18 protein-coding genes are annotated in these 16,679 nt (G+C 72.5%); 11 read left to right on the top strand and 7 right to left on the bottom strand.

The features are described 5' to 3' along the window. Nucleotides 1-41 precede the first annotated feature (41 nt). The 5 genes from AB0B29_RS29360 (at nucleotide 42) to AB0B29_RS29380 (ending at nucleotide 5,340) form a co-directional block, all read left to right on the top strand. Nucleotides 42-797, top strand: a complete 756-nt coding sequence (locus AB0B29_RS29360; protein WP_362244472.1) for a (Fe-S)-binding protein — start codon at nucleotides 42-44, stop codon at nucleotides 795-797. Continuing rightward, nucleotides 794-2,272 (top strand): LutB/LldF family L-lactate oxidation iron-sulfur protein, encoded by a 1,479-nt coding sequence (locus AB0B29_RS29365; RefSeq protein WP_362244473.1) that lies wholly within the window; start codon nucleotides 794-796, stop codon nucleotides 2,270-2,272. The genes AB0B29_RS29360 and AB0B29_RS29365 overlap by 4 nt, the downstream gene beginning before the upstream one ends. Next, the gene (locus AB0B29_RS29370) at nucleotides 2,269-2,904 is read left to right on the top strand and encodes a LutC/YkgG family protein (RefSeq protein ID WP_362244474.1); all 636 of its coding nucleotides are present in this window, start codon (nucleotides 2,269-2,271) and stop codon (nucleotides 2,902-2,904) included. Before AB0B29_RS29365 ends, AB0B29_RS29370 begins: the two co-directional genes overlap by 4 nt. A gap of 211 nt (nucleotides 2,905-3,115) precedes the next feature. Next, nucleotides 3,116-3,973: an AAA family ATPase gene (locus tag AB0B29_RS29375; RefSeq protein ID WP_362244475.1), complete on the top strand. Its 858-nt coding sequence runs from the start codon at nucleotides 3,116-3,118 to the stop codon at nucleotides 3,971-3,973. Beyond that, nucleotides 3,970-5,340 (top strand): vWA domain-containing protein, encoded by a 1,371-nt coding sequence (locus AB0B29_RS29380; RefSeq protein WP_362244476.1) that lies wholly within the window; start codon nucleotides 3,970-3,972, stop codon nucleotides 5,338-5,340. Before AB0B29_RS29375 ends, AB0B29_RS29380 begins: the two co-directional genes overlap by 4 nt. A gap of 55 nt (nucleotides 5,341-5,395) precedes the next feature. Here AB0B29_RS29380 and AB0B29_RS29385 read toward each other — a convergent pair whose 3' ends face one another. Genes AB0B29_RS29385 through AB0B29_RS29395 form a run of 3 tightly spaced genes read right to left on the bottom strand, consistent with a single transcriptional unit; the run spans nucleotide 5,396 to nucleotide 7,475 of the window. Next, entirely contained in the window at nucleotides 5,396-5,755 is a 360-nt protein-coding gene (locus AB0B29_RS29385) for a cupin domain-containing protein (RefSeq protein WP_053673613.1), read from the bottom strand. A gap of 59 nt (nucleotides 5,756-5,814) precedes the next feature. Then, complete coding sequence (locus AB0B29_RS29390) at nucleotides 5,815-6,795, bottom strand: pyridoxal-phosphate dependent enzyme (protein ID WP_362244477.1); 981 nt, start codon at nucleotides 6,793-6,795, stop codon at nucleotides 5,815-5,817. Then, nucleotides 6,792-7,475, bottom strand: a complete 684-nt coding sequence (locus AB0B29_RS29395) for a helix-turn-helix transcriptional regulator (protein WP_362244478.1) — start codon at nucleotides 7,473-7,475, stop codon at nucleotides 6,792-6,794. Before AB0B29_RS29395 ends, AB0B29_RS29390 begins: the two co-directional genes overlap by 4 nt. A gap of 197 nt (nucleotides 7,476-7,672) precedes the next feature. On the opposite strand from AB0B29_RS29395, the gene AB0B29_RS29400 reads away from it, so the two are divergent. The 5 genes from AB0B29_RS29400 (at nucleotide 7,673) to AB0B29_RS29420 (ending at nucleotide 12,787) form a co-directional block, all read left to right on the top strand. Continuing rightward, complete coding sequence (locus tag AB0B29_RS29400; RefSeq protein ID WP_362244479.1) at nucleotides 7,673-8,593, top strand: metal ABC transporter solute-binding protein, Zn/Mn family; 921 nt, start codon at nucleotides 7,673-7,675, stop codon at nucleotides 8,591-8,593. Beyond that, nucleotides 8,590-9,438 carry a metal ABC transporter ATP-binding protein gene (locus AB0B29_RS29405; protein WP_362244480.1) on the top strand — a complete coding sequence of 283 codons (849 nt, stop codon included), beginning with the start codon at nucleotides 8,590-8,592 and terminating at the stop codon, nucleotides 9,436-9,438. The genes AB0B29_RS29400 and AB0B29_RS29405 overlap by 4 nt, the downstream gene beginning before the upstream one ends. Continuing rightward, entirely contained in the window at nucleotides 9,435-10,340 is a 906-nt protein-coding gene (locus AB0B29_RS29410) for a metal ABC transporter permease (RefSeq protein ID WP_362244481.1), read from the top strand. The genes AB0B29_RS29405 and AB0B29_RS29410 overlap by 4 nt, the downstream gene beginning before the upstream one ends. A gap of 225 nt (nucleotides 10,341-10,565) precedes the next feature. Beyond that, on the top strand, nucleotides 10,566-11,948 hold the full coding sequence (locus AB0B29_RS29415) for an FAD-binding oxidoreductase (RefSeq protein WP_362244482.1): 1,383 nt from the start codon (nucleotides 10,566-10,568) through the stop codon (nucleotides 11,946-11,948). Nucleotides 11,949-11,953: 5 nt separating this feature from the next. Next, on the top strand, nucleotides 11,954-12,787 hold the full coding sequence (locus AB0B29_RS29420; protein WP_362244483.1) for an alpha/beta fold hydrolase: 834 nt from the start codon (nucleotides 11,954-11,956) through the stop codon (nucleotides 12,785-12,787). A gap of 75 nt (nucleotides 12,788-12,862) precedes the next feature. Here the strand turns inward: AB0B29_RS29420 and AB0B29_RS29425 are convergent, their stop codons facing one another. Together AB0B29_RS29425 and AB0B29_RS29430 are read right to left on the bottom strand one after the other, a co-directional pair. Next, nucleotides 12,863-13,474, bottom strand: a complete 612-nt coding sequence (locus AB0B29_RS29425) for a sigma-70 family RNA polymerase sigma factor (RefSeq protein WP_362244484.1) — start codon at nucleotides 13,472-13,474, stop codon at nucleotides 12,863-12,865. Nucleotides 13,475-13,692: 218 nt separating this feature from the next. Continuing rightward, on the bottom strand, nucleotides 13,693-14,373 hold the full coding sequence (locus AB0B29_RS29430) for a hypothetical protein (RefSeq protein WP_362244485.1): 681 nt from the start codon (nucleotides 14,371-14,373) through the stop codon (nucleotides 13,693-13,695). A gap of 143 nt (nucleotides 14,374-14,516) precedes the next feature. Between AB0B29_RS29430 and AB0B29_RS29435 the strand changes: the two genes are divergently transcribed. Beyond that, nucleotides 14,517-15,656, top strand: a complete 1,140-nt coding sequence (locus AB0B29_RS29435) for a winged helix DNA-binding domain-containing protein (RefSeq protein WP_362244486.1) — start codon at nucleotides 14,517-14,519, stop codon at nucleotides 15,654-15,656. Nucleotides 15,657-15,740: 84 nt separating this feature from the next. Here the strand turns inward: AB0B29_RS29435 and AB0B29_RS29440 are convergent, their stop codons facing one another. Further along, nucleotides 15,741-16,103 carry a hypothetical protein gene (locus AB0B29_RS29440; RefSeq protein WP_362244487.1) on the bottom strand — a complete coding sequence of 121 codons (363 nt, stop codon included), beginning with the start codon at nucleotides 16,101-16,103 and terminating at the stop codon, nucleotides 15,741-15,743. 62 nt (nucleotides 16,104-16,165) lie between these two features. Continuing rightward, nucleotides 16,166-16,642, bottom strand: coding sequence for a DUF4396 domain-containing protein (locus AB0B29_RS29445; RefSeq protein WP_362244488.1), 477 nt, complete (start codon nucleotides 16,640-16,642; stop codon nucleotides 16,166-16,168). Between the last annotated feature and the right edge of the window lie 37 nt (nucleotides 16,643-16,679).

A 16,679-nucleotide genomic window follows, 5' to 3' on the forward strand; every position in this document is an offset into this window, starting at 1 on the left:
CTACTCTGCACTCATCCGATGACCGACCACGAGGAGCCGCGATGCGTGTCGCCCTGTTCCTGACCTGTGTCAACGACACGCTGTATCCGGACACCGGGCGCGCTGTGGTGAAACTGCTGACCAGGCTGGGTGTCGACGTCGACTTCCCGATGACGCAGACCTGCTGCGGGCAAGCTCACTACAACACGGGGTACCGCCGTCAGGCCGAGCCTCTCGCCCGGCATTTCTCCGATGTATTCGGCGAGTACGAGGCGATCGTGACACCGTCCGGGTCGTGCGGGGCGATGGTGCGGGAGCTGTATCCGCGGATGGGCGAACGGGCCCGGGCGGAGGGGCGCGGGGACGCGCTCGCGGCCACAGTGGCGCCGGTGGTGCCGAAGACGTACGAGCTGACGGAGTTCCTGGTCGACGTGCTGGGTGTGTCGGATGTCGGGGCGTACTACCCGCACAAGGTGACGTACCACCCGACCTGTCACGGGCTGCGCGGACTCGGACTCGGTGAGCGGCCGCTGCGGCTGCTCCAGGCGGTGAAGGGCCTGGAGCTGGTCGAGCTGCCGGGCGCGGACGAGTGCTGCGGGTTCGGCGGCACCTTCGCGCTGAAGAACTCCGACGTCTCGGCGGCGATGGGGGCGGACAAGGTGCGCAACGCCGAGTCGACGGGTGCCGAGGTGCTGTGCGCGGCGGACAACTCCTGTCTGATGCACATCGGCGGGACGATGGCCCGGCTGCGGACCGGCATGCGGCCGGTGCACATCGCGGAGATCCTGGCGAGCACGGAGGAGGAGGCGGCCGTATGAGCGGGACGTATCTCGGCATGCCGGCGTTTCCGGAGGCCGCCCGGGAGGCGGTGGGGAACGCGACCCTGCGCGGCAATCTGCGGCACGCCACACACACCATCCGCGCCAAGCGGGCGAAGGCCGTCACCGAGGTGTCCGACTGGGCGGAGCTGCGCGAGGCGGGGAAGCGGATCAAGGACCACACGCTGCGCCGTCTCGACCGCTACCTCGTGCAGTTGGAGGAGGCGGTGACGGCCGCGGGCGGTGTCGTGCACTGGGCCGCCGACGCGGACGAGGCCAACGAGATCGTCACCCGGCTCGTGCAGATGACCGGCGAGTCGGAGGTCGTCAAGGTCAAGTCGATGGCCACGCAGGAGATCGGCCTGAACGAGGCCCTGGAGGCCGAGGGCATCCGCGCCTACGAGACCGATCTGGCCGAGCTGATCGTGCAGCTGGGCAGGGACCGGCCCTCGCACATCCTGGTCCCGGCCATCCACCGCAACCGGGGCGAGATCCGGGACATCTTCACCCGTGAGATGAGCGAGTGGGGCCGTCCTGCTCCCGAGGATCTCACGGACACGCCCGCCGAACTCGCCGAGGCCGCCCGTCTGCACCTGCGGGAGAAGTTCCTGCGGGCCAAGGTCGGCATCTCCGGCGCCAACTTCATGGTCGCCGAGACGGGAACGCTCGTGGTGGTGGAGTCCGAGGGCAACGGCCGGATGTGCCTGACCCTGCCCGAGACGCTGATCTCGGTCGTGGGCATCGAGAAGATCGTGCCGACGTGGCAGGACCTGGAGGTCTTCCTGCAGACACTCCCCCGCTCCTCGACGGCCGAGCGCATGAACCCCTACACCTCGACATGGACCGGCACCACGGACGAGGACGGCCCGCAGAACTTCCATCTGGTGCTGCTGGACAACGGCCGCACCGACACCCTCGCCGACGAGGTCGGCCGGCAGGCACTGCGCTGCATCCGCTGCTCGGCGTGCCTCAACGTGTGCCCCGTCTACGAGCGGGCGGGCGGCCACGCCTACGGCTCGGTGTACCCGGGGCCGATCGGCGCGATCCTCAGCCCTCAACTGCGGGGCACGGGAAGCGAGATCGACGCCTCGCTGCCGTACGCCTCGTCGCTGTGCGGGGCGTGCTACGAGGTGTGCCCGGTCGCCATCGACATCCCGGAAGTGCTGGTGCACCTGCGGGAGCGGGTGGTGCAGGGCGGTGAGGTCACGCAGGCCGGCAACAAGGTGGTGCTGCGGCCCGCGAAGGGGCATGCCGCCGAGCGGGCGGCGATGCGTGCGGCCCGCTGGGCGTTCCTCCACGCGGGCGCACTGCGCACGGGCCAGCGCGCCGCCTCCCGGACCCGTCGCTTCCATCCCAGGACGCTGCCCGGCCCCGGCCGGGCCTGGAGCGGGACCCGGGAGCTGCCGCCGGTGCCCTCCGAACCGTTCCGGGACTGGTGGCAGCGCACGCGTGACGGGAAGGACGGGGACAGGTGAACAGCAGGGAACGGATCCTGGGGCGGGTGCGGCGCGCGCTGGCGGACGCACCGGCCGACGAGACGCCGATCGTGAGGGACTACCTGCGCGAGCACGGGCAGCGGACCGCCACGGAGACGGTGGAGCTGCTCGCCGAGAACCTGGCGGACTACCGGGCGCTCGTGCACCGCACGGACCCCGCCGGACTGCCCGGTCTGATCGCGGAGCTGCTGGACGAGCGCGGGGCCGCTTCGGTGCTGGTGCCGCCGGGGCTGGACGAGCAGTGGCTGGCGGTGACCGGGGTGACGCGGGTGGACGACCGGGCCGGGAGCAGTCCGGGTGACCTGGACCGGGTGGACAGTGTGGTGACGGCCTGTGCGGTCGCGATCGCGGAGACCGGCACCATCGTGCTGGACGGCTCGCCCGACCAGGGCCGGCGCCGGATCACCCTCGTCCCGGACCACCACATCTGTGTGGTGCGGGTGCCCGGCCAGGTCGTGTCGTCGGTGCCGCAGGGGCTCGAACGCCTCGACCCGGCACGCCCGTTGACGTGGATCTCCGGGCCGTCGGCGACCAGTGACATCGAGCTGGACCGCGTGGAGGGGGTGCACGGTCCGCGCACGCTGGAGGTGATCCTCGTCGGCGAGGACTGAGCCCGCCTTCGTGCTCAGGGCAGGATCGCGATCACCTCCGGTTCCCGAGCGGTCGCTGCAGGAGCGGCGCGCCGCCATCCCTCAACGCCATCTCCAGGAAACCGTTCGGCTTTACCGTCGGGCCGGGCAGGCACCCCGTGACAGCGTGGGTGAACAAGCGCTTAGATAGTGCCTGCCCGTCCTTCCCACGCCGCCGTCCTGGAGGCCACCGTTGTTCACATCCGTCGACGACGTCTCCGCACGCCTCGCCGCGACCGGCTACCTCGCCTCGCCCGCCGTCGCCACGACCGTCTTCCTCGCCGACCGCCTCGGCAAGCCGCTCCTGGTGGAGGGCCCGGCCGGCGTCGGCAAGACGGAACTCGCCAAGGCCGTCGCCGAGGTGGCCGGGGCGCGGCTGGTGCGCCTGCAGTGCTACGAGGGGGTCGACGAGTCCCGGGCGCTGTACGAGTGGAACCACGCCAAGCAGCTCCTGCGCATCAGCGCGGGCCGCGACGAGACGTGGGACGAGGCCCGTACGGACATCTTCAGCGAGGAGTTCCTCCTGACCCGGCCCCTTCTGACCGCGATCCGGGGCGACGACCCCAAGGTGCTGCTGATCGACGAGACCGACAAGGCCGACGTCGAGGTGGAGGGCCTGCTGCTGGAGGTGCTCAGCGACTTCCAGGTGACCGTCCCCGAGCTCGGCACCATCACCGCGACGCGCCGTCCCTTCGTCGTCCTCACCTCCAACGCGAGCCGGGAGCTGTCCGAGGCGCTGCGCCGCCGCTGCCTCTTCCTGCACATCGGCTTCCCCGACGAGGAGCTGGAGCGCCGGATCGTACGGCTGAAGGTGCCGGGGCTCGACGAGACCCTGGCCCGTTCGGTCGTCCGGGTCGTGGGTGCGCTGCGGGCGATGGACCTGCGCAAGGTGCCGTCGGTCGCCGAGACCGTCGACTGGGCGCACACCTTGCTCGCGCTCGGCGCCGAGTCGTTGGACGAGACGGTCGTGAAGGCCACGCTCGGGGTGCTCCTCAAGCATCAGGACGACGTCCTCAAGGCGTCCGCCAAGCTCGACCTGGACGCCCTGTGAACAGCCCTGGGACCGCCCCGGCGGGTGTCGCCGAGCGGCTGACGTCGCTGGTCGGGGCGTTGCGCGCGCACGGTGTGCGGATCGGCACCGGCGAGACGGTCGACGCGGCACGGGCGGTCGGGGAACTCGGGCTCGCCGACCGGGAGCTGCTGCGCGAGGGGCTCGCGGCGACGCTGTTGCACGGGCCCGCGCAACGGCAGGTCTTCGATGCGGTCTTCGACCTGTACTTCCCGCGCGGAGTCGGCGGCCCCGAGCACCGGGCGGTGGGGCGCGAGGAGCTGCGGGACCGGCTGGCCGACGCCCTGGCCGCCGACGACCGGGAGATGCTGGGCCGGCTGGCGATCGAGGCGGTCGACGGTTTCGGCGGCTACGGTTCCTCGCCGGAGTCGGACGGCTGGTCGTCGTACCAGGCCCTCGAACGGCTACGGCCGCAGACGCTGCTGGCCCGGGTGCGGGACACCGTCCGGGGGCAGGGCGGGAGGCGGGGGTTCGCGGACCGGCTGCTGGAGGACGAGATCCGGCGGCGCATCGACACCTTCCGCGACCTCGTGGCCGCGGAGGCACGGCGGCGGGTGGCCGAGCGGCGCGGCCGGGACGAGATCGCCCGGCGGGCGGTGGCCCCGACCGCGGACCGGGTGGACTTCCTGTTCGCCGGGCAGGACCGGCTGGCCGAGCTGCGCCGGACGGTGCAGCCGCTGGCCCGCAAGCTCGCGACCCGGCTGGCGGCCCGGCGCCGCCGCGCCTCCCGGGGCACGATCGATCTGCGGCGGACCCTGCGCGGTTCGCTGTCGACGGGCGGGGTGCCGATGAAGCCGGTGCTGCGCCGGAGGCGGCCGGCCCGACCCGAACTGGTGCTGCTGTGCGACGTGTCGGGGTCGGTCTCCGGCTTCTCCGACTTCACGATGCTGCTGGTGCAGGCGCTGCACGACCAGTTCAGCAAGGTGCGCGTGTTCGCCTTCGTCAACCGGATCGACGAGGTGACGGGCCTGCTGGAGCACGGGCGGGCCGATCCGGAAGGGCTGGGCGCCCGCATCCAGGCGGAGGCGGCCGTCACGGGCTATCACGGAAGCAGCGACTACGGCATGGCTCTGGGCGAGTTCGCCGAGCGGTACGCGGACGCGGCCGGTTCCCGCGCCACCGTGTTCGTCCTGGGTGACGCCCGTACGAACCGGAGCGACCCGAATCTGCCCGCCCTGCGGCAGATCGCCGAGCGCGCCCGACGCGTCCACTGGCTTAACCCCGAGCAGCGTTCCCGCTGGGGTACGGGAGACTCCGTCGCGCCCGCCTACGCCGAAATGGTCGAGATGCACGAGTGCCGCAACGCCCGGCAGCTGAGCGCACTGGTGGCCCGGCTGCTGCCGGTGTGACCGGATGACGGCGCCCAGTGCCGCAGCGGCAGGCGAGGTCGCCCCCGTCGCGGCACTAGTCCTTCTTGGCGTACTCCTTGGCCATGCTGCCCGCGAAGTCGTACACCACGCACTGCTCGTCGCCGACGACCCAGGCGTCGTGGCCGGGCGCGCAGACGAACACGTCGCCCGGTCCCACCTCGCTCTCCGCGCCGTCGTCCATGCGGATGTGCATACGGCCCGAGACGACGTAGCCGTTGTGGTGGATCCGGCAGCTGTCCGTCCCCGCGATCGGGGCCACGGACTCGGACCAGCGCCAGCCCGGCTCGAAGGTGGCCACGGCGAAGTCGAGCCCTGTCATGTGGACGGCTTCCAGATGGCCCCGGGGGTAGTCGCGCCGCTCGTCCGGCTTGTCGAGCGTCTTCACCTCAAGCATGACGCTCCTCCTCGGTGAGGTTTGCTTCCATCCTCCGTCGGCTCTCCGGGCGGCGCCATTCAGTGGGTGGCGCCGCCGCAGAGCTCGGCGAAGCGTCCGGCGTCGATGTTGCCGCCGGAGATGACGACACCGACGCGCGGGGGAAGGGGCCCCACTCTGCCCGTGAGCAGGGCGGCCAGCGGGGTGGCGCCGCTCGGCTCGACGACGATCTTCAGATGCTCGAAGGCGAACCGCATCGCGTCCCGGATCTCGTCGTCACCGACCAGGACGACCTCGTCGAGGAGCCGTCGGTTGACCGAGAACGTCAGCTCTCCCGGGGTGTGCAGGGCCTGGCCGTCGGCGATGGTGTGCGGCACCGGGATGCTGACGCGCCGCCCCGCTTCCAGCGAGCGCTTCGTGTCGTCCCCGGCCTCCGGCTCGACACCGACCGTCCGGATGCCGGGGTGCAGTCCCTTGGCGGCCGTGGCACTGCCGGCCATCAGCCCGCCGCCGCCGACCGGTGTGAGCAGCGCGTCCAGCTCCCCCACCTCCTCGAGGAGTTCGAGGGCGGCCGTGCCCTGCCCGGCCATGACGTGCGGATGCTCGTAGGGAGGGATGAGGGCGAGGCCGCGGTCGGCGGCGAGGGCCTCGGCGATCGCGACGCGGTCCCCGGTGTAGCGGTCGTACGTGACGATCTCGGCCCCGTAGCCGACGGTGGCGGCCCGCTTCGAGGGCGGGGCGTCCTCCGGCATGACGATGACGGCGGTGGTGCCCAGCTCGCGGGCGGCCAGGGCGACGGCCTGGGCGTGGTTGCCGGAGGAGTAGGCGGCGATACCCCGGGACAGCTGCTCGGGGGTGAGACGGGAGGCGGCGTTGTAGGCGCCGCGGAACTTGAAGGCGCCCACGCGCTGGAAGTTCTCGCACTTGAGGAAGACCTCGGCGCCGGCGAGCGCGTCCAGGGTGCGGGAGCGCAGCACGGGCGTGCGGTGGGCGACGCCCTCGAGCCGGGCGGCGGCGTCCCGGACGTCGTCGAGGGTGACCGCTGGGGTGGTGGTCGTCACGCGGATCCTCCGGTGGAAGCGCTGTGGGCCGCCCGGGCCCGGGAGAGGTAGTTGTAGGCCGAGGCGCGGGAGATGCCGAGCCGGGCGGCGACCTGTTCGACGGCGCCGCGCACGGCGAAGACCCCGCGGGTGTCCAGCCCCCTGAACAGTTCCACGCGCTCCGCGCGGTCGAGCTCCGCCCAGCTGCCCCGCTGCCGGGACCGGTGGGCGTCGACGAGGGCGTCGACCACGGAGTCGATGTCGTTGCCGAAGGTGGTCGTCGGGAGCTCGGCCGGAGCGGCGGCGCCGGCTCCGGCGAGCGCGCCGAGCAGGTCGTGGACCCGGGTGACCGCGCCGACGTCCACGTTGATGCAGAGGGCGCCGAACACGGCTCCCGTGGAGTCCCGGAGCACCATCGTGGAGGACTTCACCGGCGTGCCGTCGCGGGTGCGGCTGACGTAGTTCAGTTCGTCGGACGCCTCGTCGCCGCCGGCGAGGACGCGCATGCCGATCTCGCTCATGGCGCCGCCGACCGTACGCCCGGTCACCGCTCCGGCCACCGCGACCACCGATCGCTCCGGGATCCGGTAGTCGTGCAGCACGACGTCGCAGACGGGCCCGAAGGTCGCCGCGATCCCGTGCACGACCGGTTTCAGCGCGGCGAGGATCGCGTCCCGCTCGGCGCTCAGAGCGTCACCCATGGTCGCCCCCTCTCGCGTCATCACTTTAGACCAGAAGTCCAGAACCTGGATAGTCAGTCCAGAAGACATCAACAGTTGGCAATGGTTTTCACATGACTTCGACCGCTACACGCTTCTGACATTCATTCCCATCTAGCGTGTTGCCTGCCGACGGCCTTCCCGTCGACCCCCTTGTGCACGCCCGTCCTGGAGGAGCCATGCCCCTGTCCACGTCCCGCCGCGCCGCGCTGCTGACCAGCGCGTCACTGGCCCTGCTCGCGGGCTGCGGCAGCTCGTCGGACTCCTCCGGCGGCAAGAGCGCACCGGCCCGTGTGGCCGTGGTCGCCTCCACGGACGTCTGGGGCGACATAGCCCGACGCATAGGCGGCGACCGGGTCGACGTGACGTCGGTCATCAGCGACCCCGACCAGGACCCGCACTCCTACGAGGCCGACCCCCAGAACCAGCTGGCCCTGTCCAAGGCGAAGATCGTCGTCGAGAACGGCGGGGGCTACGACGACTTCGTCGACCACATGCTCAAGGGCGGGCACCACGGCACCGCCGAAGTGATCAACGCGGTCGACGTGTCGGGCAAGACCGCGCCCGAGGGCGGCGAGCTCAACGAGCACGTCTGGTACGACTTCCCCACCGTCGCCAAGGTCGCCGACCGGATCTCCGCCGCCCTCGCGAAGGCCGACCCCGGCGACGCCACCGCGTTCACGAAGAACGCCACCGCCTTCAAGGCGAAGCTCGCTCCGCTGGAGGCCGCGGAAGCGGGGATCAAGAAGGCGCACGGCGGTGAGGGCATCGCCATCACGGAGCCGGTACCGCTGTACATGACCGAGGCGAGCGGCCTGGTGAACCGGACGCCGGCGCAGTTCAGCGAGGCGGTCGAGGAGGGCGACGACGTCGCCCCGCGCGTCCTCCAGCAGAGCCTCGCGCTGTTCAGCGGCAAGAAGGTGAAGGCCCTGGTCTACAACGAGCAGACCTCCGGCCCCCAGACCGAGAAGGCCGAGGCGGCGGCCAAGGCGGCCGGCATCCCCGTCGTGCCCGTCACCGAGACCCTGCCCAGCGGCAAGGACTACGTCGGCTGGATGACCGCCAACGTCGACGCGCTCGCGAGCGCGCTGGCCAAGTGACCCCGATACCCGGGCAGGGCGGCACGCCGGTCATCTCGCTGCGCGCCGCCGCCCTGTCCTACGGTGACCGCGAGGTGTGGAGCGGCCTCGATCTCGACGTGCGGCCCGGGGAGTTCCTCGCCGTGCTCGGGCCCAACGGCGCGGGCAAGACCAGCTTCGTGCGGGCGCTGCTAGGCCGTCGGCCGCTGTCCGCCGGCACGCTGACCGTCCTCGGCCGGCCGGCACGCGAAGCCGCCCGGCACATCGGCTACGTCCCGCAGCAGGCGGCCCTGTCCACGCAGGCCGTGCTGCGCGCCCGGGACCTCGTCCGGTTCGGCGTCGACGGCCACCGTTTCGGGCCGCGGCTGCGCACCGCCGGCATCCGCCGCAGGGTGGACGAGATCCTCGAGTCGGTCGGCGCCTCGGCCTACGCCGACGTCCCGCTCGGGATGCTCTCCGGCGGCGAACGGCAGCGCGTGCGCATCGGGCAGGCCCTGGCGACCGACCCTCGTCTCCTGCTGTGCGACGAGCCGCTGCTGTCGCTCGACCTGCACCACCAGCGGGCCGTCACCGAGCTGATCGACGCCCGGCGCCGCTCCCACGGCACGGCGGTCGTGTTCGTGACGCACGAGATCAACCCGGTGCTGGGCATGGCCGACCGGGTGCTGTACCTGGCCCCCGGCGGCCACCGGGCCGGGACCCCGCAGGAGGTGCTGACCTCCGAGTCGCTGTCCCGCCTCTACGGCACGCAGGTCGACGTGCTCCGCGTCCGGGGCCGGGTGGTGGTCGCGGGGGCTCCCGACGAGACCGCCCGCCCGCCGCACCACCCCGAGCGGGCCCACGAGAGCGACGGAGTGCGCGCATGACACTCGCCGACGGGATCTGGCACCAGATCTTCGACTTCACCGACTACGGCGAACTCCTCGCCCTGGTCCGCAACTCCCTCGTCGCAGGCGTGGCACTGGGCCTGGTGGGCGGGCTCGCCGGGGTGTTCGTCCTGATGCGGGACCTGCCGTTCGCGGTGCACGGCATCAGTGAGCTGTCGTTCGCGGGCGCCTCGGCGGCCCTGCTGCTCGACGCGAACATCGTGGCCGGCTCGATCGCCGGTTCGCTCCTGGCCGCCGGTGCCATCGGCGTCCTCGGGTCCCGGGCCCGGGACCGCAACTCGGTGATCGGCATCATCATGCCGTTCGGCCTGGGACTCGGCGTGCTCTTCCTCGCTCTGTACAAGGGCCGGGCGGCCAACAAGTTCGGGCTGCTCACCGGGCAGATCGTCGCCGTCGACACCCCGCAGATGTCCTGGCTGCTGGGCACCTCCGTCCTGGTGCTGGCGGCCCTGGCGGTCATGTGGCGTCCGCTGGCCTTCGCCAGCACGGATCCGGACGTGGCGCAGGCCCGCGGGGTGCCGGTGCGTGCGCTGTCCTTCGCGTTCATGCTGGTGCTCGGGCTCGCGGTCGCCCTGTCGGTGCAGATCGTCGGCGCGCTGCTGGTGCTGTCCCTGGTCGTCACCCCGGCCGCTGCCGCCTCCCGCGTCACCGCGTCGCCGGTGCTGCTGCCCACGCTGAGCGTGGTGTTCGCCGTGGTCTCCATCGAGGGCGGCATCCTGCTCGCCCTGGGCAGCAGCATCCCCATCAGCCCCTACGTCACGACGATCTCGTTCACGATCTACGCGGTGTGCCGGGTGGCCGGCCGGTACCGCAACCGGCGGTGGGGGGTGCGGCGCACGGTGGTGCGGGCGGCCCGAGCGGATCTCCCCGCTCGAACCTGACTGGTCCCATGCCTTGGACTCGCGCAGCACCATCGCGGCCACGCCCTGGCGCCATCAAGAAGCTGCCCGTGGAGGTCACCCTCGCCTGATGCCGCCGGCCCCTGCCGCATACCTTCCGAGTCATTGCCGGACTCCGGACGGCGGGGATCCCCCGGATGTGCGGGAAGGGGCGGTCAGCGGGACGCTGGTGAGGTCGGCATGGTCACGCCTCCCGGGGAGATCGCCATGGACACCGCCATCCTGGAAGAGATGCGGACCGCGCTGCGGGGGCCGGTGATCGGCCCTGCGGACTCCGGCTACGACCAGGCCCGCAAGATCTACAACGCGATGATCGACAAACGGCCCGCCGCCTTCGTCCCGTGCACGGACGCCGCCGACGTGATGGCCGCGGTCGCCTACGTGCGTGACCACGGCCTGGAACTCGCCGTGCGGGGCGGCGGCCACAGCGGCCCCGGCCTCTGCCTGGTGGACGACGGCGTCACGATCGACCTGTCGCCGATGCGCTGGGTCCGGGTCGACCCCGAGGCGCGGACCGCCGAGGTCGGCGGCGGCAGTCACCTCGGCGACCTCGACCACGCCACCCAGGCCTTCGGCCTCGCCACTCCCACCGGCATCATCTCCATGACGGGGGTGGGAGGTCTGACGCTCGGCGGCGGCCACGGCTATCTCACCCGCAAGTACGGGCTGACCGTGGACAACCTGATCGCCGCCGACGTGGTGCCGGCGGACGGCAGCTTCGTCACCGCGAGCGAGACCGAGCACCCGGACCTGTTCTGGGCCCTGCGGGGCGGCGGCGGCAACTTCGGCATCGCGACCTCCCTCACCTACCGGCTGCACCCGGTGGGCACGGTCGGGGCCGGGGTGACGGTCTGGCCGGTCGACAGCACGCGCGAGGTGCTGGCCTGGTACCGCGAGTTCCTCCCCGCCGCCCCCGAGGACGTCTACGGCTTCTTCGCCGTCCTCGTCGTCCCGTCCGGCCCGCCCTTCCCCGTGGAGCTCCACGGGCGGAAGGTGTGCGCCGTCGTGTGGTGCTGCACGGGTGATCCAGCCCGGCTCGACGAGACGCTGTCGGTGGTGAACGACCCAGGGCGGCCCGCCTTCCACTTCACGACGCCGATGCCGTACGACGCGTTGCAGAGCATGTTCGACGAGCTGATCCCCACCGGCTACCAGTGGTACTGGCGGGGCGACTTCTTCGACCACATTCCCGACGCCGCACTGGACGTGCACCTCGAGTACGGCCGGAACATCCCGACGCCGCTGTCACTGATGCACCTCTACCCGATCGACGGGGCCGTCCACCGGGTCGCCCCGGACGACACCGCGTGGAGCCACCGGGACGCGCTCTGGTCCGGCGTCTTCGCCGGCGTCGACCCCGACCCCGCCAACGCGGGGATGATCAGGCAGTGGTGCGTGGACTACCAGGAGGCGCTGCACCCGTACTCGATGGGCGGCTCGTACGTGAACTTCATGGGCTCGGGCGAGGGGGAGGAACGCGTCCGGGCGACGTACCGCGACCACTACGACAGGCTCGCCCGGGTCAAACGGACCTACGACCCGGACAACTTCTTCCACGCCAATCAGAACATCCGTCCGGCGCGAGGGTGACGGCCATGGGTCGAATGGTCGACGCCGACGGGGTGCACCTCTGGGCGGAGCAGCGGGGCGAGGGACCCGACGTCCTGCTCGTCGCGGGGCTCGGAGACCCCGCCGAGGCGTGGCGGGCACAGCTCGACGGGTTCGCGGACCGCTACCGGCTCACCGCGTTCGACAACCGCGGCGCGGGCCGCAGCCCGCTGCCCGACGGCCCGCTCTCCGTAGCGCAGATGGCCGACGACGCGGCGGCGCTGCTGCGCGCGCTCGGGATTCCGACGGCGCACGTCGCGGGCTTCTCGGGCGGCAGTTTCATCGCCCAGGAGCTGGCCCTCCGCCATCCCGGCCCGGTCCGCAGTCTCGTCCTCATGAGCACGATGGCCCGCCCGGATCCCTACTTCCGGACCATGACGCGCTTTTGGAACTGGATGGTCGAACGCGCCCCGGACGAGCGGGCCATGCTGGAGGCGTTCTACCTGTGGATCTACACCCCGCGCGCCCACGCCGACGGCACGGTCGACCGCTTCATCGACGAGACCCTCGCCTTCGAGCATCCGCAGTCCGCCGAGGCCTTCCAGCGCCAACTCGTGGCGTTCGCCGGTCACGACACCCTCGACCGCCTCGGCGGCATCGGCGTCCCGACCCTCGTGCTGGCCGGGGAACTCGACCTCGCCACACCGCCGCGCCTCGGCCGGGCGGTCGCGGACAGCATCCCGGGTGCCGTGTTCGACCTGCTGCCCGGGGAGGCGCATCAGCCGTTCCAGGAGGTGCCGGAGGTGTTCAACGCGCGGGTCGGCCCCTTCTGGAGGGAGGTGGAGGCACGGACCGACGGGAGTGCCGACCGGCAACGCTGACGATCCCGGGTGTCCGTTCACCGCCGGTGCCCGCCGGACGGCGGTGGGCGGGCACCGTGCGCTCTTCGACGGGTGTCAGGCCGCCACGAGAGCCGGGTCCGGTTCCTCCGCGGCGGCGAGCTGGGCGAGGAGCGTCGCCCGGGCGCGGGCCACGCGGGAACGGACCGTGCCGACGGGGCACTTGCTCAGCACGGCGGCCTCCGCGTAGGGCAGACCGAGCAGTTGCGTGAGGACGAACGCCTCACGGCGTTCGTACGGCAGTCCCGCCAGCAACTCCAGCAGCGCAACGCCGTCGTCGAAACCGGGCAGGCCGCGCGGCTGGGCGAGTTCGGCGGCCGGCTCCCAGTCCGGCAGGTCCGCCGGGCGGGGGCGCACCGCGGTGGACCGGATGCTGTCGGCCACCGCGCGCCGGGCGATCGCCAGCAGCCAGGTCCGCGCCGAGGAGCGGCCCTCGAACCGGTGCAGGCTGCCGAGCGCCCGCAGGAACGTGTCCTGCGCCAGATCGTCCACCGCCTGGGGGTCGGCGCACAGATGGACGACGTACCGGGTGACGTCACGGTGCAGGGCCCGTACGAAGTGGTCGACGGCCACGGAGTCGCCGCCGCGGGCGGCCAGCGCCCAGGCGGTTATCGACTCGTCGGCCGGCGCCGGTCTCGCGTGCGTAAGGGGCGGGGCAGGAGTGATCACCTGATGTCCTTCTCGTCGTGCGGGACCGCGAGGACGCGGGTGGGCGGACCCTGAGGCCCGGCGTGCGCGCATGGCTGAACGGTCCCGTGAGCGGGGAGGGGGGCGGGCGTCCCGTAGGGCGCGGGCGAGGCGTTGAGCGCCTGCGGGTGCGCGCGGATACGGACGCACGGCCCCGGCCGGGACGCGCAGGGGCTGCCCCGGGGTACCACCGGCTGCCGTCAGGCGGCAGCGGCCCCCGCGGGCGGTCCCCGGGTGGTGATCGCGTGGACGAGAAGGAGCCGGTGCGGCGTACGGTGCGCCGGCCGCCGTCGTTCGCGTACGGGCGGGGGCGGCGGTGCGATCAGGGCGAACAGGAGCCGCAGCGGTGCGGCGAGCCGGCTGCCCACGGCGCGCAGCAGCCGGAAGGCGGCCCGTTCTCCGTGGCCCAGCCACAGGCCGCACAACAGGGCGGCCAGGAGGTGGGCGGCGAGCATGCCGAGGGACGAGTCACCGCCGGGAAGATGCCCTGTGTGAGGGGCGACGGAGCCCATGGAGTCCATGGCGCCCGGGGTCGTCACGTGGCTCATGCCGTGACGCATGGATCCCACGGCATGGCGCATGGGCGGCGTGTCCATGGAGTCGAACCCGGACCCGGATCCGGCCGCGGCCGGCGGTCCGAGCGAGAACGCCGAGTGCAGCGCCGTCTGGACGGTCACGGCGACGGTGACGACCAGCAGGAGTCCGCGCTCGCGGCCCGCGAGGCACCAGCCCGCCAGGCCCGCCGCGACCCAGCCGGCCAGCAGCGTCGGCAGGGGCACGTGGTCACCGGACATCATCACGTGCCCGAGGGCGGCGAGCACGACACAGACGGCCGCGAACACCGCGGCCCGCATCGCGCGAACACACCACCCGACCGTCATGGCGCCTCATCCTCGCATCCGGCACCGCCCCGACACCCCTGTGTACGGACATCTCCCCCGCCGCCCACTCAATCCAAGCCATGTGATCCAGGCCACGGCGCCGGAGCCGGTGCCTCCGGTGGGGGCACGGCAGAATCCCCGGCGTGGACATCACCGCGCAGGAACTCAACCGTGCCACGCTCGGACGCCAGTTGCTGCTGGGGCGGGAGGCGCTGGGCGCCGGGGAGGCGGTGCGGCGCGTGGTGGCGTTGCAGGCGCAGCATGCCGCTTCGCCGTACGTGGCGCTGTGGAACCGGCTGGCCGGCTTCGCGCCGGAGGAGCTCGACGTCGCCTTCGCGGAGCGCGCGGTGGTCAAGGCGACGCTGATGCGGATCACGCTGCACGCGGTCCACGGGGACGATTACCAGGTCTTCCGGGAGGCGATGCAGCAGACGCTGTACGCCTCGCGGCTCGGGTACCGCTTCGCCGCGGCGGGGCTCACGCCGGCCGACGGCGAGGCGCTCGTCCCCGAACTGCTGGACTTCGCGGACCGGCCCCGGACGGCCGCCGAGGCGCAGGACTGGCTGGCGGAGCGGGTCGGGGCGGAGAAGATGGCCGGGGCGTGGTGGGGGCTCAAGGCGTACGCGCCGCTGCTGCACGTCCCGACCGGCGGGCCGTGGTCGTTCGGCGTCCGGTCGTCGTTCGTCGCGGCACGGACGGGTCCCGTGCCCCGGGGGCGGGCGCCGGTGCCGGAGGCGCTGCGCCACCTCGTCCTGCGGTACCTGGGGGGTTTCGGGCCCGCGTCGGTGGCGGACGTCGCGCAGTTCGTCATGGTGCCGCGAGCACCCGTACGCCAGGCTCTGTCGGCCCTCGGCGACGAGGTGGAGCAGCTCCGGGGGCCCGAAGGAACCCTGCTGTACGACGTGCCGGGGGCCTCGCGTCCGCCGGCGGACACGCCGGCCCCGCCCCGGCTCATGGCCATGTGGGACAGCGTCCTGCTGGCCCACGCCGACCGCAGCCGCGTGATTCCCCCGGCGTATCGCCGTCTGGTGATCCGGGTGAACGGCGACGTGCTGCCCACGCTCCTGATCGACGGCCGGGTCGCCGGCGTGTGGCGGGCGGTCGACGGTGGTGTGGAGGCCACGGCGTTCCACGACCTGCCGACCACCGTGTGGGACGCACTCGCCGCGGAGGCCGCGTCACTGATGGCGCTGCTGGCCGACCGCGACACCGAGGTCTACCGCCGCTATCACCACTGGTGGCCGAAACTCCCCGCCGGCCAGGTGCGCCTGCTCAGGGGCTGAACCCGACCGGCATGCAGCCACGCCCGTAGTCCGGCACGAGCCACCGCGCACAGAGCGTCGTCACTCATGCCTCGCACCGGCCGGTCACCTTCCGCGAGCAGCCCTCCGCCGCCACGCCCCGAGTCGGCGGCGCACCCCGCTCCGGTGGCCGGGGTGTCGCGCTCGCCCGGCGCCGCCCGCGGTGTCCCGGGCGGGACGCCAGGGGTCGCCGGGGGCTGCGGCCGGGCTTTGCGCCTGGGCCTGCGCCTGGATCTCGTAGTGGGCGTCGTGGGCCGTCACCCGGAAGGCCTCTTCGCACGAGGCCACGGCCGCGCGGAATCCGGAGCCGGCGAGGCCGCGACGCCGGATCACGGACGCGAGCCAGGCGAAGAGGCCCATGACGACCGCCAGGGTGGCCGCGACGATCAGAACCGGCAGCAGCTGCCCCGTCCACATGGTGTGCCTCATGCCCGGACAACGGCCCGTGGCTCCGGCCGGTTCCCTCGGCGGGCGGACGCGGTGACGTCGCGTCAGTGGTGGGCGTGGACCACGGCGTGGCCCCGGCCGCGGCCGATCATCCACCGGTTGACCGGGGTGGTGATCAGGAAGGCGACGGCGAAACCGCCGAGGAGCGCGGCCCAGAAGAGGCCCTCCGACAGATGGGCGTCCAGCGCGCCCGGCGTCAGCGCGACGATCGCGTTGTCCACGAGTTCCATGACCGCGATGGAGACGGTGTCCGCGGCGAGGGCGACCCGGAGCGCGGCCTTGAGCCCGAGGCCGGCCCGCAGGACCGCGAACAAGGTGAAGGAGTAACCGAACAGGAAGGCGAGCGCGATCGCCGCCACCATGGTGGGCACGTTGCCCCACCCCAGCGCCGTGCCGATCACCATGCCGAGGATCTCGCCGATGGCACACCCGGTCAGACAGTGCAGGGTCGCCTTCACCGCGGTCCCCCAGGACGCGGTCCCGTGCGGTTGCCTCTCAGGTTCGTGAGCGGTGTGGTCCATGACCCGGACTATATACCCCCTGGGGGTATACACACCA

The sequence above is a fragment of the Streptomyces tibetensis genome, assembly GCF_040647715.1.
Lineage (GTDB): Bacteria > Actinomycetota > Actinomycetes > Streptomycetales > Streptomycetaceae > Streptomyces > Streptomyces tibetensis_A.